Source organism: Pseudomonas sp. 3HC3, from assembly GCF_044904505.1.
Taxonomy (GTDB): Bacteria; Pseudomonadota; Gammaproteobacteria; order Pseudomonadales; family Pseudomonadaceae; genus Aquipseudomonas; species Aquipseudomonas putida_Y.
Genome location: NZ_JADDRH010000009.1, coordinates 49,983 through 72,722 on the forward strand (window position 1 = coordinate 49,983; position 22,740 = coordinate 72,722).

Genomic DNA, 22,740 nt, shown 5'->3' on the forward strand with positions numbered 1-22,740 from the left:
CCCGGCCCTGTGCCGGGGTTTTTTATTGCCTGCCTAGTGTGGTGTTTCACAAATAACGACCATAACTCGCGGCGCTTTTTGCACTCATGCGGCGTTGTCGCTCCTCGCCGTAGCTGGGCTACGACTCGTCGCGACGCCTTGCCTGAACGCAAAAATCGCTCGCGAGTTATTGGCCGTATTTGCAAAACACCACACTAGCTCTTCATCCGCGGCATGTCGATACGATGCTCATGCACTCGCCGATAAAGCGTCGCCCGCGAAATACCCAAAGCGCGCGCCGCATCCGCCGGCTTCCAGCGATGGCGGATCAGCGCGTCCAGCAACAGCTGCCGGGCCGGGCACGACACCCCGCTTTCAGCCGAGCCAACCGCTTCACCACGCACCTCCTGCGGCAGATCCTGCAGCCGCACCTGCCCGCCCTCACTCACCGCACAGGCATACCGCAACACCTGCCGCAGCTGGCGCAAATTGCCCGGCCAGCGATAAACCAGCAGCGCCTGCAACGCGTCATCCGCCAACACCACCTCCACCCCGCAGGCCGCAGCCTCCTCGGCCAGCAACTGGTGAATCAGCCCCAGCCGGTCATCACGTTCACGCAAGGGGGGTAGCTCAAAGCGGGCATTGGCCAGGCGGAAGTACAAGTCTTCACGAAATCGCCCGTCCTCCACCATCGACGCCAGATCGCGATGGGTCGCACAGATCACCTGAATATCCACCCGCTCCCGCCGTGCCGCACCCAGCGGCGCCACCTCCCCCTCCGCCAGCACCCGCAGCAGGCGGGTCTGCAGGTTCAGCGGCATGTCCCCGATCTCGTCGAGAAACAACGTGCCGCCATCGGCCTGCTGCAACAGCCCTTGCATGCCTTTGCTGGAAGCCCCGGTGAAGGCCCCGGCCACATAGCCGAACAACTCGCTCTCGATCAGGGTTTCCGGAATGGCCGCGCAGTTCAGGGTAACGAACGGGCCATCACAGCGCTGGCTTTGCTGGTGCAGTTGGCGGGCGAATACCTCCTTGCCGGCCCCGGTCTCACCCAGTACCAGCACCGCCAGGTTGCAGTCCTTGACCCGCGTGGCCAGCCGCAGGTGCTGCTCGATACGGGTGTCCTGTGCCTGGCGCACAGGCTGCGCACGCTGGCGTTGCTGCGGTGCGCTGACCCGGCCATACAAACCGCCCAGACCGGGCAGGCGTTGGGCGGACGACGCGCTCACCCGGCGCAGCTGGTCGATGTCGAACAGTTCGCCAATGTGCTCGGGCAAGCGCCCCAGGCGTTCCACCAGCCGTTGCCGCGCCAGGCTGTTGATTGCCTGCAAGCGGCCATCGGCATCCCAGGCCAGCAGGTAATCGGGCTGGCTCTCCACATAGCCCGGCGTGCCGTGGGCGCGCATCACCCAGTGGCCCTGGGCGCTGTGCATGAAGAAGGCATTTTCAATCTCGCGGGCCGTCTGCTCGACCAGTTGGCGGATCAGGTGCTGGCTGCGCCGATCGTCCGGCGACTGCAAGGCCGACACATCAACCACGCCCAGCAGCTCGCCCAACGGGTCGAACACCGGCGCCGCTGTGCAGGTCAGGCCAATGAAGGCGGCGCGAAAGTGATCGCGCTTGTGCACCGTGACCGGGGCCTTGCTGGTCAGTACCGCCGCCACGCCGCATGTGCCCTCCTCGCCCTCCGACCAGCAGGTCCCCAGATACAGCCCGGCCTTGCGACAGTCGTTGCGGATGGCCGACTCGACCCGGTAATCGATGGTGCGCCCCTGGGCATCGGTAAGCAGCACGCAGTAGTCAGCGCCGCGCACCCGTTCGTGCAAGCGCGCCACGGCATCGCTGGCGATGCGCAGGAACAGCTCGGCGCGTTCGCGGCATTCGTTGAGCAGGCTTTGGGAAAGGATACGCGGCCCCTGCTGGGAAGCGGGGTCGAGGCGGTACACATCCATGGAGCGGCGCCATGAATCGAGAATCAGCGGTGGTACCGGCGCCTGCGGCAGGCGGTCGGCATTCTTCAACACCCTGCTGACGCAGTCCACATGGGCTCGGGAGTTCGCGGCAAGCATTCAGGCCCTCCGGTTCTCGTTGCTGTTTTTATCGTTGTCCGGCCATTAAGCGCCTCTGGGCATGCCCCGACAAGCACTGTGTGATTACCGGCTGGCTTGAGACGCAGCGTCTCAGCGTCTCGGCAACAGAGGCCCGGAGCTGGCACCCGGCGTCTCGCCGCCGCCCCCCGTAAGACCTGCCCGATCACGACCAGAGCCCTCTAGCCCGGCCACTTCAGCCATCGCGAAGAAAGCTGGCACCCCGCTTGCTCCTGCCCTTGCAAACAAAAATACGAGGTGCGCCATGCCGCTACCCGCCCCGAATGTCGGGATCATTGCCAACCCTGCCTCTGGCCGCGACCTGCGCCGCCTGACCGCCAATGCCGGGCTCTATTCGAGCACCGACAAGGCCTCGGCCATCCAGCGCCTGCTGGCCGCTTTCGGTGCCACTGGCATTGGCCGGGTGTTGCTGCCCAGCGACATGACCGGCATCGCTGCCGCAGTGCTCAAGGCCAGCCAGGGCCCGGGGGCCCGTGACCAGCACTGGCCGGCCATCGAGATACTCGACCTGCCACTGACCCAGACCGTGGCCGATACCCGCCTGGCAACCCGGCGCATGGTCGAGCGCGGCGTGACGATGATCGCCGTGCTGGGCGGTGATGGCACCCACAAGGCGGTCGCCGCCGAGGCCGGTGACGTGCCGCTGCTGACCCTGTCCACCGGCACCAACAACGCCTTCCCCGAACTTCGTGAAGCCACCAGCGCGGGCCTGGCCGGTGGCCTGCTTGCCAGTGGCCGGGTAGCGGCCAGCATCGGCTTGCGCCGTAACAAGCGCTTACTGGTGAAAGTGCCCGAACAACAGTTGGCCGAATGGGCCTTGGTCGAGGTGGCCGTGTCGCCACAGCGCTTCATCGGTGCCCGTGCGCTCAGCCGCAGCGAGGACCTCTGCGAAGTCTTCGCCTGCTTCGCCGAACCCCACGCCATCGGCCTGTCGGCCCTGTGCGGCCTGTGGTGCCCGGTGTCACGGCAAGATCCGCACGGCGCCTGGGTACGCCTGGCCCCCGGTGCCGAACAGGCGTTGTTGGCACCGTTGGCGCCCGGCCTGCTACAAGCCTGCGGCATCTCCGCCTGCGGTCCGCTGACGCCCGGCGTCGCCCATCGCCTGAGCCTGGCCAGCGGCACCCTGGCCCTGGACGGCGAACGCGAAATCGAATTTGCCGAGCATGACACGCCCACCATCACCCTCGACCACCAAGGCCCACTCAGCGTGGACGTCGAGGCCGTACTGGCGCATGCCGCCCGCCACCACTTGCTGGCCGTCCCGCGCGGCCACCGCCTGCACCCTGCAAACCCGTGTTGAGACAACCCCGGAGAACAACAAGATGTCCAATCAACTCAGTACTGAACAACTGCTGCATGCCTATGAAGTCATGCGGACCATCCGCGCCTTCGAAGAACGCCTGCATGTGGAGTTCGCCACCGGCGAAATTCCCGGCTTCGTCCACCTGTATGCAGGCGAAGAAGCCTCTGCCGCCGGGGTCATGGCCCACCTGCGCGACAGCGACTGCATCGCCTCGACCCACCGCGGCCATGGCCACTGCATCGCCAAAGGCGTGGACGTGTACGGCATGATGGCCGAGATCTACGGCAAGAAGACCGGCGTGTGCGGCGGCAAGGGCGGCTCGATGCACATTGCCGACCTGGAAAAAGGCATGCTCGGTGCCAACGGTATCGTCGGCGCCGGCGCACCACTGGTGGCCGGGGCGGCGCTGGCGGCCAAACTCAAGGGCCGCGATGACGTGTCGGTAGCCTTCTTCGGCGATGGGGCATCCAACGAGGGCGCCGTGTTCGAAGCCATGAACATGGCGTCGATCATGAACCTGCCCTGCATCTTCGTGGCCGAGAACAACGGCTACGCCGAGGCCACTGCCTCCAACTGGTCCGTCGCCTGCGACCATATTGCCGACCGCGCTGCCGGCTTCGGCATGCCAGGCGTCACCATCGACGGCTTCGACTTCTTTGCCGTATACGAGGCCGCCGGCGCCGCCATCGAGCGCGCCCGTACCGGGCAAGGGCCGTCGCTGATCGAGGTCAAGCTCAGCCGTTACTACGGCCATTTCGAAGGCGATGCGCAAACCTACCGCGCCCCTGATGAAGTGAAGAACCTGCGCGAATCCCGCGACTGCCTCATGCAATTTCGCAACAAGACCACCCGCGCCGGCCTGCTCACGGCCGAGCAACTGGACGCCATCGACGCCCGCGTCGAGGACCTGATCGAAGACGCCGTTCGCCGCGCCAAGTCCGATCCCAAGCCACAGCCCGCCGACCTGCTCACCGACGTCTACGTCGCCTACCCCTGAGCCGCGGATTACAAGAACAACAGGAGAACCACCATGGCAAGAAAGATCAGCTACCAGCAGGCCATCAACGAAGCCCTGGCCCAGGAAATGCGCCGCGACAACACGGTGTTCATCATTGGCGAAGACGTCGCTGGCGGTGCCGGTGCGCCCGGCGAGGATGACGCCTGGGGTGGCGTGTTGGGCGTGACCAAAGGCCTGTACCACCAATTCCCCGGCCGCGTGCTTGACGCGCCGCTATCGGAAATCGGCTACGTCGGCGCGGCCGTCGGCGCCGCTACCCAGGGCCTGCGCCCGGTGTGCGAACTGATGTTCGTCGACTTCGCCGGCTGCTGCCTGGACCAGATCCTCAACCAGGCCGCCAAGTTCCGCTACATGTTCGGCGGCAAGGCAGTGACCCCGCTGGTGATGCGCACCATGTATGGCGCCGGCCTGCGCGCGGCGGCCCAGCACTCGCAGATGCTCACCTCGCTATGGACGCACATCCCCGGCCTGAAGGTGGTGTGCCCATCCTCGCCTTACGATGCCAAGGGCCTGTTGATCCAGGCGATCCGCGACAACGACCCGGTGATCTTCTGCGAACACAAGCTGCTGTACAGCATGCAGGGCGAGGTGCCGGAAGAGGTGTACACCGTACCGTTCGGCGAAGCCAACTTCGTGCGCGATGGCGACGATGTGACCCTCGTTACCTACGGGCGCATGGTGCATGTGGCGCTGGAGGCCGCCAACAACCTGGCTCGCCAGGGCATCGACTGCGAGGTGCTGGATTTACGCACTACCAGCCCACTGGACGAAGACAGCATTCTGGAAAGTGTGGAGAAGACCGGCCGCCTGGTGGTGATCGATGAAGCCAACCCACGCTGCTCGATGGCCACCGACATCAGCGCGCTGGTGGCGCAGAAGGCTTTTGCCGCACTCAAGGGCCCGATCGAAATGGTCACCGCGCCGCATACCCCGGTGCCGTTCTCCGATGCCCTGGAAGACCTGTACATCCCTGACGCGGCGAAGATCGAAGCCGCCGTGCGCAAGGTGATCGAAGCCGCAAGGAGTGCCGCATGAGCCAGATCCATACCCTGACCATGCCCAAGTGGGGCCTGTCGATGACCGAGGGCCGGGTGGACACCTGGCTCAAGCAGGAAGGTGACGAAATCTGCAAGGGCGACGAGGTGCTGGACGTCGAGACCGACAAGATCAGCAGCAGCGTCGAAGCGCCGTTCAACGGCGTGCTGCGCCGCCAGGTGGCCAAACCGGATGAAACCCTGCCCGTTGGCGCGCTGCTGGCGGTGGTCGTCGAAGGCGAAGCAGAAGAGGCCGAGATCGATGCTGTGGTACAGCGCTTCCAGGCCGAGTTCGTCGCCGAAGGTGCGGCCGACCAGAGCCAGGGGCCGGCCCCACAGAAGGCGGAAGTAGGCGGGCGCCTGCTGCGCTGGTTCGAGCTGGGTGAAGGCGGCACACCGCTGGTGCTGGTACACGGTTTTGGCGGTGACCTGAATAACTGGCTGTTCAACCACCCGGCACTGGCTGCAGAACGCCGGGTCATTGCCCTCGACTTGCCGGGCCACGGCGAGTCGGCCAAGGGCCTGCAACGGGGCGACCTGGATGAGCTGAGCGAAACCGTGCTCGCCTTGCTCGACCACCTGGACATCGCCAAGGCCCACCTGGCCGGCCATTCCATGGGCGGCGCCGTCAGCCTCAAGGTGGCGCGCCTGGCCCCGCAGCGTGTGGCCAGCCTGAGCCTGGTGGCCAGCGCCGGGCTGGGCGAAGCGATCAATGGGCAGTACTTGCAAGGTTTCGTCACCGCGGCCAACCGCAACGCACTCAAACCGCAGATGGTGCAGTTGTTTGCCGACCCGGCGCTGGTCACCCGGCAAATGCTGGAGGACATGCTCAAGTTCAAGCGCCTGGAAGGTGTGGACCAGGCCCTGCAGCAGCTGGCAGGCGCACTCGCCGACGGCAACCGGCAGCGCCACGACTTGCGCGGGGTACTGGGCAATCACCCGGCACTGGTGGTGTGGGGTGGCAAGGATGCGATCATCCCGGCCAGCCATGCCGAGGGCCTGGAAGCCGAAGTACTGGTGCTGCCAGAGGCCGGCCACATGGTGCAGATGGAGGCGGCCGAACAGGTCAACCAGCAACTGCTCGCGTTCCTGCGCAAGCACTAAGCCCTTTTCGTGAGCCTGGAGAACAACAATGAATGACCTGAGCCACACCCACATGCGCGCGGCCGTCTGGCATGGCCGCAACGATATCCGTGTCGAACAGGTACCTTTGCCGGCCGACCCTGCGCCGGGCTGGGTGCAGATCAAGGTGGACTGGTGCGGCATCTGCGGCTCCGACCTGCACGAGTATGTTGCCGGCCCGGTGTTTATCCCGGTAGAGGCCCCGCACCCGCTGACCGGCATTCAGGGCCAGTGCATCCTCGGCCACGAATTCTGCGGCCACATCGCCAAGCTTGGCGAAGGCGTGGAAGGCTATGCCGTAGGCGACCCGGTGGCGGCAGACGCCTGCCAGCATTGCGGCACCTGCTATTACTGCACCCATGGCCTGTACAACATCTGCGAACGCCTGGCCTTTACCGGCCTGATGAACAACGGTGCCTTCGCCGAGCTGGTCAACGTGCCCGCCAACCTGCTCTACCGGCTGCCGCAGGGCTTCCCTGCCGAAGCCGGGGCACTGATCGAACCGCTGGCGGTGGGTATGCACGCGGTGAAAAAGGCCGGCAGCCTGCTTGGGCAAACCGTTGTAGTGGTGGGGGCCGGCACCATCGGCCTGTGCACCATCATGTGCGCCAAGGCTGCGGGGGCGGCGCAGGTCATCGCCCTTGAGATGTCCTCTGCGCGCAAAGCCAAAGCCAAAGAGGTAGGCGCCAACGTGGTGCTGGACCCCAGCCAGTGCGATGCCCTGGCGGAAATCCGCGCACTGACAGCAGGGCTGGGCGCCGATGTGAGTTTTGAGTGCATCGGCAACAAAAATACGGCCAAGCTGGCCATCGACACCATCCGTAAAGCAGGCAAGTGCGTGCTGGTGGGTATTTTCGAAGAGCCCAGCGAGTTCAACTTCTTCGAGCTGGTGTCCACCGAGAAGCAGGTGCTGGGGGCGTTGGCGTACAACGGCGAGTTTGCCGACGTGATTGCCTTCATTGCTGATGGTCGTCTGGATATTCGCCCGCTGGTAACCGGCCGGATCGGATTGGAGCAGATTGTTGAGCTGGGCTTCGAGGAACTGGTGAACAACAAAGAGGAGAACGTGAAGATCATCGTTTCACCAGGTGTGCGCTGATTGCACCTTGAAGGCAACGTGGCACCTGTGGGAGCGGGCGCGCCCGCGAAGAAGCAACACGGTGGAGGGCACCGGCTTCGCCGGTGTTCGCGGCTGAAGCCGCTCCTACAGGGCACGCGCAAGGTTCCAAGGCTGTGCGCCGACACATGGGCTCGCTGTCTCAGGATCCCATTCTGCGTCATACTCGGCAGACCTATTGCCCGGTCCTTGCCATGCGTCCATTGCTCCCCATTACCCTGGTCCTGCTGCTCGCCGCCTGTGGCGATGGCGAATCGCTGCTCCCGCCGGACGCACGGCTGCCTGACGGTGGGCGTTACCGGGGGCAGGTGGTCGATGGCCTGCTGCAGGGCGAGGGCCGGATCGACTACCCCAACGGCAGCTGGTACGCCGGCAGCTTCAAGGACGGCCAGTGGCACGGCCAGGGCGAATGGCATGGCCAGAACGGCGAGGTCTACCGCGGCCAGTTCGCCGAGGGGCTGTTTCAGGGCCTGGGCGACCTGACCACCCCGGGCAGCCACTATAGCGGCACCTTCCGCCACGGCCGCCGCGACGGCGAGGGCACCCTCAAGCAAGCCGACCAGACCTATCGCGGCCAGTTCAAGGACGACCTGTACGACGGCGCAGGCCAGCTGGAGCTGGCCGACGGCAGTCGCTATCAAGGCTTGTTCGCCAAGGGCAAGCCCAACGGCGCCGGGGTGCGCAGCGATGCCAGCGGCAACCAGTTCAGCGGCCTCTTCGTCAACGGCCAGCTACAAGGCGCCGGCACCTACGACAGCGTTGATGGCGAGCAGTACATCGGCGAGTTCAAGGACAACCGCCTGGAGGGCCGTGGCCGCTACGAAAATGCCGATGGCGATGTGTGGATCGGTGAATTCAAGGACGGCTCGCTGAACGGCGAAGGGGAACTACTGGGCAGCGATGGCAGCCACTACAAGGGTGAGTTCTTCGACTGGCATCTGTCGGGCCAGGGCAGCCTGCAACTGCCCGACGGCAGCAAGTACATCGGCGGGTTCCTGAACGATGCCTACCATGGCCACGGGCGACTGATCCTGGCCAGTGGCAAGGTCGAAAGCGGAACGTGGGCCAACGGCGTGCGCGTGCGCGACCAGAATGGCAAGCTGCTGCCAGACCCACTGGACCTGGCTTTGCTCAACCAGGGCCGGCTGCTGAACGAGGCACTGGCTCGGGTACCACGCTCGGCGCCACCGATCCAGCTGTATAGCCTGGTAGTGGCCGGCGATGGCCAGCAAAGCGTATTCCTGCGCGAAGCCGACTACGTCAGCAAGATGCTCAAGGTGCGTTTTGGCGCGAGTGGCCAGGTCACGCTGGTCAACCACCGCGACCACATGGCCACACGCCCCATGGCCACCCGCGAGAACCTGTCCCGCGCCGCCACAACCCTGGCAGAGCGCAGCGGCCCCGAAGACCTGGTGTTCATCTACCTCACCAGCCATGGCAGCCAGGACCACCAACTGGTGCTCGACCAGCCCCGCCTGCAACTGGCCGATCTGTCTGCTGACGAGCTGGCCACTGCCCTGGCCCCGCTGAAGGATCGCGACAAGGTAATCGTCATCTCCGCCTGCTATTCAGGGGGCTATATCGCCCCGCTCAAAGACGAGCGCACGCTGATCATGACCGCTGCCCGGGCCGACCGCGTCTCCTTCGGTTGCTCGGAAGAAGCCGACTTCACCTACTTTGGCGATGCCCTGTTCGCGGAAGCGCTGAACCAGACCGACGACCTGAAACAGGCGTTTGAACTGGCGCGCGCCAGCGTTGCCGAAAGAGAACATAGGGAAGGCTTCGAGGCCTCCGAGCCGCAGCTGTGGGCACCGCCCGCCGTGCTTGAGCACTGGCAGCACCTGCGCCAGCAACAAGCCGAAGAAGCGTTGCGTAACGCCGCACAGGCCAACGTGAGGGAACAGGCAAAAACGCCCGGCACTCACTAGACTTGTGTGTAACAAGGGAGAGACATCATGTACTTGACGCCTCAGCATGTCCTGCTTGCCGGAGCCACCGGCCTGACCGGTGAGCACCTACTGGACCGCCTGCTCAACGAGCCCACCATCACCCGTGTACTGGCGCCTACACGCCGACCATTGGCCGAGCACCCGCACCTGGAAAACCCGGTGGGCGACCCGGCGGTATTCCTTCCGCAACTGGCTGGCCGGGTCGACATCGCTTACTGCTGCCTGGGCACTACGCTGAAGCAGGCCGGCTCCGAGTCGGCGTTCCGCGCAGTGGATCTGGACATGGTGGTCGCCTTCAGCAAGCGCGCCCGGGAAATGGGCGCGCGGCATCTGCTGGTGGTCAGTGCAGTAGGCGCCGACCCCAAGTCGTCAATTTTCTATAACCGGGTCAAGGGCGAGATGGAAGAAGCGCTCAAGGCTCAGGACTGGCCACAGTTGACCATCGTGCGGCCCTCATTCCTGCTGGGCGAGCGGCTGGAGCCACGGCTGACTGAACAGCTTGTGGCGCCGTTTTCCAGGTTGATTCCCGGGAAGTACCGGGGAATCGAGGCTTGTACCCTGGCGCGGGCCCTGTGGCGGCTGGCGCTGGAGGAAGAAGACGGCGTGCGGGTTGTGGAGTCGGATGAGTTGCGCAAGTTGGGCAGGATCTAGGCTTCGCTTGTGCTGGCCTCTTCGCGGGCACGCCCGCTCCCACAGGGTCTCCATAATCTTCCAGTGACTACTCACCAGTAGGAATGGGCGTGCCTGCGAAGAGGCCATCACAGGCCGCCGGTAGCCTGGAAGCCTATGCCGGCCGCTGTCAGCAAAGACAACGGCAGCAGCAGGGTATCGAGTAGCATGCTGCCGGGCAGATCCAGGCGCGGATACGCCGGAGCGTCCGCCCCGTAATGATCCCGCGGGCAACACCCGCCATTGATCACATACAAATCCAGCCGGGTACCGGCATACACCACCGGTGCGTCGGGCTTGTTGGCATCCAGCGTGCGCACAGTGGCGCACCCACCCAGCATCACAAGCGCCAGCAACCCCGCCAGTGCTCGCTTCAATCATCCACCCCGAAGTGGTGCTCGCCCCAACGCGGCAACATGTCCTGGGGGATGTTCAGCAGGTTGAGGATACGTGCCACGACAAAGTCGACCAGGTCGTCGATGGTCTGCGGCTGGTGATAAAACCCCGGTGCCGCCGGCAGGATCACCGCGCCCATCTGCGACAGCTTGAGCATGTTTTCCAGGTGGATGGTGGAGAATGGCGCTTCGCGTGGCACCAGGATCAGTTGACGACGCTCCTTGAGGGTGACGTCGGCAGCCCGCTCGATCAGGTTGTTGCAGGCGCCAGTGGCGATGGCCGACAAAGTGCCAGTGGAACAGGGGACCACCACCATTGCCGCCGGGGCGCCAGAACCCGAGGCTACCGGCGACATCCAGTCTTCCTTGCCATACACACGGATCTGCCCATCGGCCGCGCCGGTGTATTCAGTCAGAAACGCCTGCATCGCCTGGGGCTTGGCCGGCAACACAACATCTGTCTCGGTGGCCATCACCAACTGTGCGGCCTTGGAGATCAGGAAGTGCACCTCGCGGTCTTCGCGTACCAGGCAATCGAGCAGGCGAAGGCCATACTGGGCACCCGAGGCGCCCGTCATGGCCAGGGTGATGCGTTCCGGCCCGCTCACTTCAGCGCCTCGGCCAGCTTGCCGTGCAGGCCGCCGAAGCCGCCGTTGCTCATGATCACCACATGGGTGCCTGGGCGAGCCTGGCCTTTGATCCGCTCGATGATCGCTTCGAGGCTATCGGCCACCACGCTCGGCACCTTGCACTGCGCGGCGGTGGCGGCCAGGTCCCAGCCGAGGTTGGCCGGCGCATACCAGATCACCTGGTCGGCGTCGTTTACGCTTTCTGGCAGGCCGTCACGGTGGGCACCGAGTTTCATCGAGTTGGAGCGTGGCTCGATCACCGCGATCACAGGCGCCTCCCCCACCCGCTTGCGCAGGCCGTCGAGCGTGGTGGCAATGGCAGTCGGATGGTGGGCGAAGTCATCATAGATGGTCACACCTTGTACTTCGGCAACCTTCTCCATGCGCCGCTTGACGCTCTTGAACGCACTCAGGCCGTCGATGCCCATGGCCGGCACCACGCCTACATGACGCGCGGCTGCCAGGGTGGCCAAGGCGTTGGCGACGTTGTGCTGGCCGGTCAGTGCCCAGTCCACCACACCCTGCACTTCACCCTCGAACAGTACTTCAAAGCGCGAGCCATCGGGGCTGAGCAGGCGGGCTTGCCACTGGCCGCCCTCCCCGGTGGTTTGCACAGGGGTCCAGCAGCCCATGCCGATCACACGCTCCAGCGCTTGCTCGGTGGTCGGGTGGATGACCAGGCCTTCGCTGGGGATAGTCCGCACCAAGTGGTGGAACTGCCGCTCGATCGAGGCCAGGTCCGGGAAGATGTCTGCGTGATCGAACTCAAGATTGTTGAGGATCGCGGTACGCGGGTGATAGTGGACGAACTTCGAGCGCTTGTCGAAGAAGGCGCTGTCGTACTCGTCGGCCTCCACCACAAAGAACGGCGTGTCGCCCAAACGGGCCGACACCGAGAAGTTCTGCGGCACACCACCAATCAGGAAACCCGGGCTCATGCCGGCGTGTTCCAGCACCCAGGCCAACATGCTGCTGGTGGTGGTCTTGCCGTGAGTACCGGCAACAGCCAGCACCCAGCGCCCTTGCAGCACGTGGTCGGCCAGCCACTGCGGGCCGGAGACATAGGGCAGGCCCTTGTTCAGCACGTATTCAACCGCGGGGTTGCCGCGCGACATGGCGTTGCCGATGACCACCAGGTCTGGCGCCGGATCCAGCTGGGCCGGGTCATAGCCTTGGGTCAGCTCGATACCCTGGGCTTCGAGCTGGGTACTCATCGGGGGGTAGACGTTGGCGTCGGAGCCGGTGACGCGGTGGCCAAGTTCCTTGGCCAGCACCGCCAGCGAACCCATGAAAGTGCCGCAAATACCGAGAATGTGAATATGCATGGTCGACCTCGCAAAACATCGAGGCAGGGTAGCCCAGGGCGCGACAAATCGCACCCGCTGTTTCGCTCAGTCGCCCCTTGTAATGCCGTGTTTGCGCAGTTTTCGATACAAGGTATTGCGGCTGATGCCCAAGTGCTCGGCGACGCGGGTGAGATGCCAGTGTTTTGCCTCCAGGACCTCCTTCAGCGCTTGCCGCTCCGCGTCGAGCAGAACCTCGCTCCCTACAGATTCATCCTCAATCTCTGCGGCACCGCCGGACCTGCGGGAGCGGGCTTGCCCGCCAACGAGGGCAATGCCCTCGCCCTCTATTGCCTGGTAGGACATCTTCGCGGGCTCGCCCGCCCCCACGGGAGGTGGGCTGGTGCGGATGACTGCGGGGAGGTCCGCAAAGGTAATGCGGGCATCTTCACAAAGCGCTACCAAAGTACGCAGCACATTGCGCATCTGCCGCACGTTCCCCGGCCAGGTAAATTCGAGCAGCGCCTGCCGCGCCCTGGGCTCGATGTCTATGCGTTGCCCCTGCGTCTCCTGGCGTAGCAGAAAGTCCAGCAACTGCGCCTTGTCACTGCGTTCTCGCACCGCCGGCAACGCCACCTCCAGGCCATTGAGGCGGTAATACAGGTCCTCGCGGAAACTACCCTGTTCAACCCGTTCCAGCAGGTCACGGTGCGTAGCGCTGACGATGCGCACGTCCACCGCCTGTGGCTCTCCCCCGATCGGCACCACCTGGCGCTCCTCCAGCACCCGCAGCAGGCGGGTTTGCAGGGCAAGCGGCATATCGCCGATCTCGTCCAGCAGCAAGGTGCCGCCGTCGGCCTGCAACAGCTTGCCGCGCATGCCCTCCTTGCGCGCGCCGGTAAAACTGCCGCCGCGGTACCCGAACAGCTCACTCTCGATCAGGCTTTCCGGGATAGAAGCGCAGTTGATGGCTACGAACGGCTTGCCGCGCCGCTCACTGGCCTGATGCACAGCCTGGGCGAAGGCCTCCTTGCCACAGCCGGTCTCGCCGCGCAGCAGCAATGGCACATCGCGCTCGAACACCCGCACGCTGCGGCGGAAATCATTTTGCAACGCAGGGTCCAGCAGACAGACCAGCGGCTCCACTTCACGTGCAGGCCGCGGCTGGGCGGCCGGCACTGACCAAACCGGCGCCCGGGCCTGCCCCCGCAGGCTGGCGAACACCTGGCGACCATCCAGGGTGCGCAGCGGCCAGACAGTGCTGCCGCCGGGCGTGGCACGGCTGAACATTTCGTCATGGCTGCACGCAAAAAAGCACTCCAACGGTTTGCCCAGCACGCCACCCCGTACCGTGCCCAGCAGGTTCAGTGCGCTTTGGTTGGCAGCGCAAATGCGGCCATCGCCGTCGAACGCCAGCAAGCCTTCGCTGAACAGGCCGACCGACTCGGCTTGCAGGTGAAAACGCAATAACCATTGCTGCTCGAAATGGCGCAGGAAATAGCAGCTCTCGATCATCTTCGCCGACAGGTTGACCAATGCCATGGTGTGGAACTGGCTTTGCCGCGATACGTCGGGGCGGGCAGAGGACACGTCGAGTACCGCCAGCAGTTCGCCATGCGGGTCGAACACCGGGCTGGCCGAGCAGGTCAGGCCGGTGTGACGGCCACGGAAGTGCTCGTTCTGGTGGATGGTCAGCGCCTGGCGTTCGACCAGGCAGGTGCCGATGCCATTGGTGCCCTCGCGCGCCTCGCTCCAGTCGGCGCCCAGCCACAGCCCGGCCTGTTCGAAGCTGCGCCGCTCGGTGGGGGCACTGACGCAGTTGAGGATCACCCCGCGGGCGTCGGTCAGCAGCACCGCGTGGCCCGCGCCGGAAAGCTGCTGGTGCAGGCTGTTCATTTCATGGTCGGCAATTTGCAGCACCTGGTGCAGGCGCTCGCGGCTTTCCAGCAGGCGCCCATGCTCAAGCACCACCGGGGCTTCGATCACCGCCGGGTCGAGGTGGTAGTCCTCCAGGCAGCGCAGCCAGGAACGGGCGATGGACGGGTCACTGCCGCCCTCCCCGGCCCCACCATGGGCAACGCTATGGACCTGCCGGGCATGGCGAGTGAAGTGATTGCTCTGCATTGTTGTAATTCTCCGCAGATAGAGCGTCAGCCCAGCATCCTCCACCCGGGTAGGCTTTGCAATGCACACACCGATGACGTGTCGCAAACGGCACAAAGTGTCACCCCTGGCGTACCGACGCCGGCACACCCCCTCTTTGAGAGGGCCGGTAAAAACGACCCAAGTCATTGATTTGCCTGGCACGGCCAACACTGGCCCAACCCTTGCTCTATGCTTTTCAACTCCCTAAAAAGCACAATACCAAGGAGACACACCATGCGTTATGCACATCCCGGTACCGAGGGCGCGAAGGTTTCCTTCAAGAACCGCTACGGCAACTACATCGGTGGTGAGTTCGTTGCTCCGGTAAAGGGGCAGTACTTCGAAAATACCTCCCCGGTGAATGGCAAGCTGATCGCTGAATTCCCCCGCTCTACTGCCGAAGACATCGAGAAAGCCCTGGATGCCGCCCATGCTGCGGCCGACGCCTGGGGCCGCACTTCAGTGCAGGATCGTTCCAACGTTCTGCTGAGGATTGCCGACCGTATCGAGCAGAACCTCGAACTGCTGGCCATCACCGAAACCTGGGACAACGGCAAGCCGATCCGCGAAACCCTCAACGCCGACATTCCGCTGGCAGTCGACCACTTCCGATATTTCGCTGGCTGCATCCGCGCCCAGGAAGGCGGTGCTGCCGAAATCAATGAAGGCACCGTGGCCTACCACATCCACGAGCCACTGGGCGTGGTCGGGCAGATCATCCCCTGGAACTTCCCGATCCTGATGGCTGCCTGGAAGCTTGCCCCGGCACTGGCCGCTGGTAACTGCGTGGTGCTCAAGCCTGCCGAACAGACGCCGCTGGGCATTACCGTCCTGCTCGAAGTCATTGGCGACCTGTTGCCACCTGGCGTGCTCAACGTGGTGCAAGGCTACGGCCGCGAAGCCGGTGAAGCCCTGGCCACCAGCAAGCGCATCGCCAAGATCGCCTTCACCGGCTCTACCCCGGTGGGCTCGCACATCATGAAATGCGCGGCCGAGAACATCATCCCGTCCACCGTCGAACTGGGTGGCAAGTCGCCGAACGTGTACTTCGAAGACATCATGCAGGCCGAGCCAAGCTTCATCGAGAAGGCGGCAGAAGGCATGGTGCTGGCGTTCTTCAACCAGGGTGAAGTGTGCACCTGCCCGTCGCGTGCCCTGGTGCAAGAGTCGATCTACCCGCAGTTCATGGAAGTGGTGATGAAGAAGGTGCTGCAGATCAAGCGCGGCGACCCGCTGGACACCGACACCATGGTCGGCGCCCAGGCCTCGCAGCAGCAGTTCGAAAAGATCCTCTCGTACCTGCAGATTGCCCAGGACGAAGGCGCCGAGCTGCTCACCGGCGGCAAGGTCGAGAAGCTGGAAGGTGCGCTGGCTACCGGTTACTACATCCAGCCGACCCTGCTCAAGGGCAACAACAAGATGCGCGTGTTCCAGGAAGAAATCTTCGGCCCGGTGGTCAGCGTCACCACCTTCAAGGACGAAGCCGAGGCACTGGCGATTGCCAACGACACCGAGTTCGGCCTGGGCGCCGGCGTGTGGACCCGCGACATCAACCGTGCCTACCGCATGGGCCGCGGCATCAAGGCTGGCCGTGTGTGGACCAACTGCTACCACCTGTACCCGGCGCATGCCGCGTTCGGCGGGTACAAGAAGTCGGGGGTCGGGCGTGAGACGCACAAAATGATGCTGGATCACTATCAGCAGACCAAGAACCTGCTGGTGAGCTACGACATCAATCCGTTGGGCTTCTTCTAGACCGCGTCGCCTTCTTCGCGGGTAAACCCGCTCCTACAGGTTCACCGTTGGTTCCAGAACCGGTGCGGTACCTGTGGGAGCGGGCAAGCCCGCGAAGAGGCCGGACCTGCTTTACACAAAACCCAGGGCGGCAACCGTGCACCAGCCGCTCTGGCTCGCTTCCTGCAGCACCCATCACCATCGGTCCGGAACCCTTCCGGCCACCAAGAAAAACAACAGGTGAATCTATGCCAAGCGAACATTCCGCCGGATCGCCGGCAGGCTCTTCCGTCGACTTCGAGAAAGTCGGCTCTGACTATTTCCAGCAACGTGAACTGAAAAAAGGCGCCGCCGGCTGGGTACTGCTGGTCGGCCTGGGCGTGGCTTACGTCATTTCCGGCGACTACGCTGGCTGGAACTTCGGCCTGGCGCAGGGCGGCTGGGGTGGCATGTTCCTGGCCACCTTGCTGATGGCCACCATGTACCTGTGCATGTGCTTCTCGCTGGCCGAGCTGTCGTCGATGATCCCCACCGCTGGCGGCGGCTACGGCTTTGCCCGCAGTGCCTTCGGCCCGTGGGGCGGCTTTCTGACCGGCACGGCGATCCTTATCGAATACGCCATCGCCCCTGCCGCCATCGCGGTGTTCATCGGCGCCTACTGCCAATCGCTGTTCGGTATCGGCGGCTGGATGATCTACCTGGCGTTCTACATCGTGTTCATCAGCATCCACATTTTCGGCGTGGGTGAGGCACTGAAGCTGATGTTCATCATCACCGCCATTGCCGCCATTGCCCTGGCCGTATTCCTGATAGGCATGGTGCCCCATTTTGATGCGGCCAACCTGTTCGACATCGCCAAAACGGACGCCGTCGGCGCCAGCAGCTTCCTGCCGTTCGGCTATGTCGGCGTGTGGGCAGCCATCCCCTACGCCATCTGGTTCTTCCTTGCCGTCGAAGGCGTGCCGCTGGCCGCAGAAGAAACCAAGAACCCCAAGCGTGACCTGCCTCGCGGCCTGATCGGTGCCATGCTGGTACTGCTGGCCTTCGCCTTGCTGATCCTGGTGGTCGGCCCGGGCGGCGCAGGCTCCGAGGCGCTGAAGGCCTCCGGTAACCCGCTGGTCGAAGCCCTGTCGAAGGCCTACGGCGGCTCCACCTGGATGGGCGGCTTCGTCAACCTGGTCGGTCTGGCCGGGCTGATCGCCAGCTTCTTCTCGATCATCTATGCCTATTCCCGGCAGATCTTCGCCCTGTCCCGCGCCGGTTACCTGCCGCGCAAACTGTCGGAAACCAACAAGAGCAAGGCCCCGGTAATGGCCTTGGTCATCCCGGGCATCATCGGCTTTGCCCTGTCGCTGACGGGCCAGGGTGACTTGCTGATCCTGGTGGCAGTGTTTGGCGCTACCCTGTCTTACGTGCTGATGATGGCTGCGCACATCACCCTGCGCATCCGCCGGCCAAAGATGGAACGCCCCTACCGCACCCCGGGTGGCATCTTCACCTCCGGTCTGGCCCTGGTGCTGGCGTGCATCGCCGTGGTCGCCGGATTCCTGGTTGACCCGCGGGTAGTCATTGGCGCTGCAGTGATCTATGCGGTATTAATTGCCTACTTTGCTTTCTACAGCCGCCACCACCTGGTTGCGGGCACACCGGAAGAGGAATTCGCCGCGATACAGAAGGCCGAAGAGGCCCTGCACTGATCGCCGCCACCCGCCGCGGGGCAACCCGCGGCTCTGGAGATTCTGTATGGCAAGTTTCGTACACACGGTCGGCCACTTGGTCTACCGCTTCGACAGCCTCAAGGACGTGATGGCCAAGGCCAGCCCGGCACGCTCCGGGGACTGCCTGGCAGGCGTGGCGGCCAGCAACGACGCCGAGCGCGTCGCCGCGCAGATGGCTTTGGCCAATATTCCGCTGACGCACTTTCTCAATGAAGCACTGATCCCTTACGAAGCAGATGAAGTTACCCGCCTGATCATCGACACCCACGATGCCCAGGCCTTCGCCCCGGTCAGCCACCTGACCGTGGGTGGCCTGCGCGACTGGCTGCTGAGCGAGGAAGCCAATGAAGACAGCCTGCGCGCCCTGGCGCCCGGGCTGACCCCGGAAATGGCCGCTGCCGTGTCGAAGATCATGCGCGTGCAGGACCTGGTGCTGGTGGCGCAGAAAATCCGCGTGGTCACCCGGTTCCGCGGCACCATGGGCCTGCGCGGGCGCCTGTCGACCCGGCTGCAACCCAACCACCCGACAGACGAACCGGCCGGTATTGCCGCCAGTATTCTCGACGGCTTGCTGTACGGCAACGGCGACGCCATGATCGGCATCAACCCGGCCACCGACAGCATCGCTTCGATCTGCGCCCTGCTGGAAATGCTCGACGCCATCATCCAGCGCTACGACATCCCCACCCAGTCCTGCGTACTGACCCACGTCACCACCTCGATCGAAGCGATCAACCGCGGTGTGCCGCTGGACCTGGTGTTCCAGTCCATCGCCGGCACAGAGGCGGCCAACGCCGGCTTCGGCATCAACCTGAACGTGTTGCAGGAAGGCTACGAAGCAGGTCTGTCACTGAAACGTGGCACCCTCGGGCAAAACCTGATGTATTTCGAAACCGGCCAAGGCAGCGCACTCTCGGCCAACGCCCACCACGGCGTCGACCAGCAGACCTGCGAAACCCGCGCCTATGCCGTGGCCCGTCACTTCAAGCCGTTCCTGGTCAACACCGTGGTCGGTTTCATTGGCCCGGAATACCTGTACAACGGCAAGCAGATCATCCGCGCCGGCCTCGAAGACCATTTCTGCGGCAAACTGCTGGGCGTGCCGATGGGTTGCGATATCTGCTACACCAACCATGCCGAAGCCGATCAGGACGACATGGACACCTTGCTGACGCTGCTGGGTGTGGCCGGCATCAACTTCATCATGGGCATCCCCGGCTCCGACGACATCATGCTCAACTACCAGACCACCTCGTTCCATGACGCGCTGTACGCGCGCCAGACCCTGGGCCTGAAGCCCGGGCCGGAATTCGAGGCATGGCTGGCCCGCACCGGCATTTTCACCCAGGCCGACGGCCGGGTGCGTTTCGGTGACAACCTGCCGCCGGCCTTCCGCCAGGCCTTGGCACAGCTTGCATAGGGATGACCATGGACCATCGCACGCCTACCCCCGACAACCCTTGGCTGGCCCTTCGCAACCTGACCCCGGCGCGCATCGCCCTGGGCCGCACCGGCACCAGCCTGCCGACCGGGGCGCAGTTGGACTTCCAGTTCGCCCATGCCCAGGCACGTGATGCCGTGCACCTGGCTTTCGACCACGCCGGCCTGGCCAGCCAGCTGAGTGACCGCGGGCGCGAAAGCCTGGTGTTGCACAGCGCTGCCAGCGACCGCCACCAGTACCTGCAGCGGCCGGACCTTGGCCGCCGGCTGAACGAAGACTCGATTGCGACCCTTCGCCAGCACGCCCAGGCCAACCCCGGCGGCGTCGACCTGGCCATCGTGGTGGCTGACGGCCTCTCGGCATTGGCCGTGCATCGCCACACACTACCGTTCCTGACCCGCTTTGAGGAACAGGCTGCCGCCGACTGCTGGACCAGCGCCCCGGTGGTGCTGGTGCAGCAGGGCCGTGTGGCAGTGGCCGACGAGGTCGGCGAACTGCTGGGCGCCCGGATGACGGTGATGCTGATCGGTGAACGCCCGGGGCTGAGCTCGCCCGACAGCCTTGGCCTGTATTTCACCTATGCACCCAAGGTCGGCCTGACCGATGCCTACCGCAACTGCATTTCCAATATCCGCCTGGAGGGGCTGAGCTATGGCATGGCAGCGCACCGCCTGTTGTACTTGATGCGCGAAGCCTGCCGGCGCCAGCTTTCCGGGGTGAATCTGAAGGACGAAGCCGAGGTACATAGCCTGGAGAATGAAGACAGCGCCAGCCAGAAAGGTAACTTCCTGCTCGGCAAAGGGTAAAAAACCTGTCACGGAAGGCGGATTGCACTTGTGCCGTGCATTGGGGCAGCATGCCCTTGAACGCTGCTGGCATTCCGCTGTTTCCCAAATGGACTCTGAGGGCCGCACATGCGCATCATCAAGGCAACCCTGGAACACCTCGACCTGATCACGCCGTTGTTCGTCAAATACCGTGAATTCTATGGGCAGTTGCCCTACCCCGACAGCTCGCGCAACTTTTTGGAAAAGCGCCTGAAGCGGGATGAATCGGTGATTTACCTGGCACTTCCGGATGATGACGACGGCAAACTGCTGGGCTTTTGCCAGCTGTACCCGAGCTACTCGTCGCTGTCGTTGAAGCGGGTATGGATTCTCAACGATATCTATGTAGCTGAGGACTCCCGGCGCATGCTGGTGGCCGACCACCTGATTCGCGAAGCGAAGAAAATGGCCAAAGAGACCAATGCTGTGCGCATGCGGGTGTCGACCAGCGCGAACAATGAAGTGGCGCACAAGACTTACGAATCCATCGGTTTTCGCGAGGATACCGAGTTCAAGAGCTACATTCTGCCGATCAGTCAGGATTGACCGGCACCAGCCTCTTAGCGGGTGTGCCCGCTAAGAGGCTGGTAAAGGAATACCCCTCTACCGTAACCCCCCGCTACAAACTCCTCGGGCATGATCCTCACTTAGCCGTATAATGGCGCACCTGTCATGTGTGAAAATTTACCCCTCCCCCGGTAACCAAGCCTACGCCCAAGAACACAGGTGCTGTACATGGATTTCAACCCGCTGGACCTTATCCTGCATCTCGATGCCTACCTCGATCTGCTGGTCACCAACTACGGTCCCTGGATCTACGCCATCCTGTTCACCGTGATCTTCTGCGAAACCGGCCTGGTAGTCATGCCATTCCTGCCGGGCGACTCGCTGCTGTTCATCGCCGGCGCCGTTGCGGCGGGTGGTGGCATGGACCCGGTGCTGCTGGCCGGCCTGCTGATGGCCGCTGCAATCCTGGGCGACAGCACCAATTACGTGATCGGCCGAACGGTCGGCGAGCGTTTGTTCAACAACCCCAACTCCAAGATCTTCCGCCGCGACTACCTGCAGCGTACCCACGATTTCTATGAACGCCATGGCGGCAAGACCGTGACCATGGCGCGCTTCCTGCCTATCTTGCGTACCTTTGCACCGTTCGTCGCGGGCATCGCTCACATGCACTACCCACGCTTCCTCGGCTTCAGCGTTGCCGGTTCGCTGCTATGGGTCGGCGGCCTGGTCACCTTGGGCTACTTCTTCGGCAACGTGCCGTTCATCAAGCAGCACCTGTCGCTGATGGTCGTGGGCATCATCATCCTGTCGCTGGTGCCGATGATCATCGGCTTGCTGCGTGGGCGCCTGGGCCGTACGGCCAAGGCTCACTGAACAGGTAAAGAACGAACGGCATGTGGTCATTCAGCGCCTGGCGGCGCAAGCGTACTCTGGCGCGTTACCCGATCACGCCACAGCAATGGCAGGCCGTACGCGAGCGGCTGCCGATGCTGGACGGCATCAGCGACGCTGAAGACCACTGGCTGCGCGAAGCCTGCATCCTGTTCCTGCTCGACAAGCACCTCACCTGCCTGCCCGGTGTCGAACTGGACGACGAGCAGCGCCTGTTGCTGGCTGCCCAGGCACAGTTACCGCTGCTTCACCTGGGTGAGCTGAACTGGTACCAAGGCTTCCACGAAATCATTCTGTACCCCGACGACTTCAAGAGCCCCCAGCGCCACCGCGATGCCAGTGGCGTGGAGCATGTATGGGACGGCGAGCACAGTGGCGAAGCCTGGCAGCAGGGACCGATCATCCTGGCCTGGAACGGCGTGCTGGCCAGTGGTGGCTGGGAGGCCTACAACCTGGTCATCCATGAGCTGGCGCACAAGCTTGACATGCTCAATGGCGATGCCAACGGCCTGCCACCGTTGCACAGCGGCATGCCAGTTGATGAGTGGGCAAGCGCCATGCAGCAGGCTTACGACGATCTCAACCAGCAACTGGATGCCAACCCCGACGCCGAAACCGCCATCGACCCCTATGCTGCGGAAAACCCGGCGGAGTTCTTTGCCGTTACCAGCGAGTACTTCTTTAGTGCCCCCGACCTGCTACATCAGGCTTATCCACGGGTCTACCAACAATTGTCGCTGTTCTACCGGCAAGACCCGATGGCGCGCCTGTGCCGGCTGCAGGCGGAACACCCCGAGTACCGCGAAAGCCACGCCTGACGGGCCCGCACATCAGGCCAAGCGTGGCATGCCCCGGCAGAATGTGCCTA

19 protein-coding genes are annotated in these 22,740 nt (G+C 63.9%); 14 read left to right on the forward strand and 5 right to left on the reverse strand.

What is annotated here, in order from left to right; translation table 11 throughout:
* Positions 1-194: 194 nt before the first annotated feature.
* Positions 195-2,048: a sigma-54-dependent Fis family transcriptional regulator gene (locus tag INQ47_RS14500; RefSeq protein WP_209968190.1), complete on the reverse strand. Its 1,854-nt coding sequence runs from the start codon at positions 2,046-2,048 to the stop codon at positions 195-197.
* 283 nt (positions 2,049-2,331) lie between these two features.
* On the opposite strand from INQ47_RS14500, the gene INQ47_RS14505 reads away from it, so the two are divergent.
* The 7 genes from INQ47_RS14505 to INQ47_RS14535 all read left to right on the forward strand — a co-directional run bounded on the left by INQ47_RS14505 (position 2,332) and on the right by INQ47_RS14535 (position 10,281).
* Positions 2,332-3,387 (forward strand): ATP-NAD kinase family protein, encoded by a 1,056-nt coding sequence (locus INQ47_RS14505; protein WP_404701969.1) that lies wholly within the window; start codon positions 2,332-2,334, stop codon positions 3,385-3,387.
* Between the two features lie 22 nt (positions 3,388-3,409).
* Positions 3,410-4,387, forward strand: coding sequence for a thiamine pyrophosphate-dependent dehydrogenase E1 component subunit alpha (locus tag INQ47_RS14510; RefSeq protein WP_404701970.1), 978 nt, complete (start codon positions 3,410-3,412; stop codon positions 4,385-4,387).
* A 33-nt stretch (positions 4,388-4,420) separates the two neighbouring features.
* Positions 4,421-5,443, forward strand: coding sequence for an alpha-ketoacid dehydrogenase subunit beta (locus tag INQ47_RS14515; protein ID WP_021783957.1), 1,023 nt, complete (start codon positions 4,421-4,423; stop codon positions 5,441-5,443).
* Positions 5,440-6,546, forward strand: coding sequence for an acetoin dehydrogenase dihydrolipoyllysine-residue acetyltransferase subunit (locus tag INQ47_RS14520; protein WP_404701971.1), 1,107 nt, complete (start codon positions 5,440-5,442; stop codon positions 6,544-6,546). The genes INQ47_RS14515 and INQ47_RS14520 overlap by 4 nt, the downstream gene beginning before the upstream one ends.
* Positions 6,547-6,598: 52 nt before the next feature.
* Positions 6,599-7,663, forward strand: a complete 1,065-nt coding sequence (locus tag INQ47_RS14525; RefSeq protein ID WP_404702009.1) for a 2,3-butanediol dehydrogenase — start codon at positions 6,599-6,601, stop codon at positions 7,661-7,663.
* A gap of 212 nt (positions 7,664-7,875) precedes the next feature.
* Positions 7,876-9,609 (forward strand): C13 family peptidase, encoded by a 1,734-nt coding sequence (locus INQ47_RS14530; RefSeq protein ID WP_404701972.1) that lies wholly within the window; start codon positions 7,876-7,878, stop codon positions 9,607-9,609.
* 27 nt (positions 9,610-9,636) lie between these two features.
* Positions 9,637-10,281 (forward strand): oxidoreductase, encoded by a 645-nt coding sequence (locus INQ47_RS14535; protein WP_252459503.1) that lies wholly within the window; start codon positions 9,637-9,639, stop codon positions 10,279-10,281.
* A 107-nt stretch (positions 10,282-10,388) separates the two neighbouring features.
* On the opposite strand, the gene INQ47_RS14540 is transcribed toward INQ47_RS14535, so the two are convergent.
* The 4 genes from INQ47_RS14540 to INQ47_RS14555 form a co-directional block, all read right to left on the reverse strand.
* Entirely contained in the window at positions 10,389-10,676 is a 288-nt protein-coding gene (locus INQ47_RS14540; RefSeq protein ID WP_404701973.1) for a YceK/YidQ family lipoprotein, read from the reverse strand.
* Positions 10,673-11,302, reverse strand: coding sequence for a flavin prenyltransferase UbiX (gene ubiX / locus INQ47_RS14545; protein ID WP_013970698.1), 630 nt, complete (start codon positions 11,300-11,302; stop codon positions 10,673-10,675). Before ubiX ends, INQ47_RS14540 begins: the two co-directional genes overlap by 4 nt.
* Positions 11,299-12,648 (reverse strand): UDP-N-acetylmuramate:L-alanyl-gamma-D-glutamyl-meso-diaminopimelate ligase, encoded by a 1,350-nt coding sequence (gene mpl, locus INQ47_RS14550; RefSeq protein ID WP_003255349.1) that lies wholly within the window; start codon positions 12,646-12,648, stop codon positions 11,299-11,301. The genes ubiX and mpl overlap by 4 nt, the downstream gene beginning before the upstream one ends.
* A 66-nt stretch (positions 12,649-12,714) precedes the next feature.
* Positions 12,715-14,730, reverse strand: coding sequence for a sigma-54-dependent Fis family transcriptional regulator (locus tag INQ47_RS14555; protein WP_404701974.1), 2,016 nt, complete (start codon positions 14,728-14,730; stop codon positions 12,715-12,717).
* A gap of 255 nt (positions 14,731-14,985) precedes the next feature.
* Between INQ47_RS14555 and INQ47_RS14560 the strand changes: the two genes are divergently transcribed.
* The 7 genes from INQ47_RS14560 to INQ47_RS14590 all read left to right on the forward strand — a co-directional run bounded on the left by INQ47_RS14560 (position 14,986) and on the right by INQ47_RS14590 (position 22,690).
* Entirely contained in the window at positions 14,986-16,506 is a 1,521-nt protein-coding gene (locus tag INQ47_RS14560; protein ID WP_021783950.1) for an aldehyde dehydrogenase family protein, read from the forward strand.
* Positions 16,507-16,733: 227 nt separating this feature from the next.
* Positions 16,734-18,182 carry an ethanolamine permease gene (gene eat / locus INQ47_RS14565; protein ID WP_021783949.1) on the forward strand — a complete coding sequence of 483 codons (1,449 nt, stop codon included), beginning with the start codon at positions 16,734-16,736 and terminating at the stop codon, positions 18,180-18,182.
* 46 nt (positions 18,183-18,228) lie between these two features.
* Positions 18,229-19,623, forward strand: coding sequence for an ethanolamine ammonia-lyase subunit EutB (locus INQ47_RS14570; protein ID WP_104886750.1), 1,395 nt, complete (start codon positions 18,229-18,231; stop codon positions 19,621-19,623).
* Between the two features lie 8 nt (positions 19,624-19,631).
* The gene (gene eutC / locus INQ47_RS14575; RefSeq protein ID WP_404701975.1) at positions 19,632-20,450 is read left to right on the forward strand and encodes an ethanolamine ammonia-lyase subunit EutC; all 819 of its coding nucleotides are present in this window, start codon (positions 19,632-19,634) and stop codon (positions 20,448-20,450) included.
* Positions 20,451-20,558: 108 nt separating this feature from the next.
* Complete coding sequence (locus INQ47_RS14580) at positions 20,559-21,017, forward strand: GNAT family N-acetyltransferase (RefSeq protein ID WP_021783946.1); 459 nt, start codon at positions 20,559-20,561, stop codon at positions 21,015-21,017.
* Positions 21,018-21,206: 189 nt separating this feature from the next.
* On the forward strand, positions 21,207-21,854 hold the full coding sequence (locus tag INQ47_RS14585) for a DedA family protein (protein WP_021783945.1): 648 nt from the start codon (positions 21,207-21,209) through the stop codon (positions 21,852-21,854).
* Positions 21,855-21,874: 20 nt separating this feature from the next.
* On the forward strand, positions 21,875-22,690 hold the full coding sequence (locus INQ47_RS14590) for a zinc-dependent peptidase (RefSeq protein ID WP_404701976.1): 816 nt from the start codon (positions 21,875-21,877) through the stop codon (positions 22,688-22,690).
* Positions 22,691-22,740 lie beyond the last annotated feature (50 nt).

Excerpts from the sequence above, each read along its gene's own strand:
- INQ47_RS14500 (WP_209968190.1), bottom strand. The coding sequence starts at position 2,048 with ATGCTTGCCGCGAACTCCCGAGCCCATGTGGACTGCGTCAGCAGGGTG.
- INQ47_RS14505 (WP_404701969.1), top strand. The coding sequence starts at position 2,332 with ATGCCGCTACCCGCCCCGAATGTCGGGATCATTGCCAACCCTGCCTCT.
- INQ47_RS14510 (WP_404701970.1), top strand. The coding sequence starts at position 3,410 with ATGTCCAATCAACTCAGTACTGAACAACTGCTGCATGCCTATGAAGTC.
- INQ47_RS14515 (WP_021783957.1), top strand. The coding sequence starts at position 4,421 with ATGGCAAGAAAGATCAGCTACCAGCAGGCCATCAACGAAGCCCTGGCC.
- INQ47_RS14520 (WP_404701971.1), top strand. The coding sequence starts at position 5,440 with ATGAGCCAGATCCATACCCTGACCATGCCCAAGTGGGGCCTGTCGATG.
- INQ47_RS14525 (WP_404702009.1), top strand. The coding sequence starts at position 6,599 with ATGCGCGCGGCCGTCTGGCATGGCCGCAACGATATCCGTGTCGAACAG.
- INQ47_RS14530 (WP_404701972.1), top strand. The coding sequence starts at position 7,876 with ATGCGTCCATTGCTCCCCATTACCCTGGTCCTGCTGCTCGCCGCCTGT.
- INQ47_RS14535 (WP_252459503.1), top strand. The coding sequence starts at position 9,637 with ATGTACTTGACGCCTCAGCATGTCCTGCTTGCCGGAGCCACCGGCCTG.
- mpl (WP_003255349.1), bottom strand. The coding sequence starts at position 12,648 with ATGCATATTCACATTCTCGGTATTTGCGGCACTTTCATGGGTTCGCTG.
- INQ47_RS14555 (WP_404701974.1), bottom strand. The coding sequence starts at position 14,730 with ATGCAGAGCAATCACTTCACTCGCCATGCCCGGCAGGTCCATAGCGTT.
- INQ47_RS14560 (WP_021783950.1), top strand. The coding sequence starts at position 14,986 with ATGCGTTATGCACATCCCGGTACCGAGGGCGCGAAGGTTTCCTTCAAG.
- eat (WP_021783949.1), top strand. The coding sequence starts at position 16,734 with ATGCCAAGCGAACATTCCGCCGGATCGCCGGCAGGCTCTTCCGTCGAC.
- INQ47_RS14570 (WP_104886750.1), top strand. The coding sequence starts at position 18,229 with ATGGCAAGTTTCGTACACACGGTCGGCCACTTGGTCTACCGCTTCGAC.
- eutC (WP_404701975.1), top strand. The coding sequence starts at position 19,632 with ATGGACCATCGCACGCCTACCCCCGACAACCCTTGGCTGGCCCTTCGC.
- INQ47_RS14580 (WP_021783946.1), top strand. The coding sequence starts at position 20,559 with ATGCGCATCATCAAGGCAACCCTGGAACACCTCGACCTGATCACGCCG.
- INQ47_RS14585 (WP_021783945.1), top strand. The coding sequence starts at position 21,207 with ATGGATTTCAACCCGCTGGACCTTATCCTGCATCTCGATGCCTACCTC.
- INQ47_RS14590 (WP_404701976.1), top strand. The coding sequence starts at position 21,875 with ATGTGGTCATTCAGCGCCTGGCGGCGCAAGCGTACTCTGGCGCGTTAC.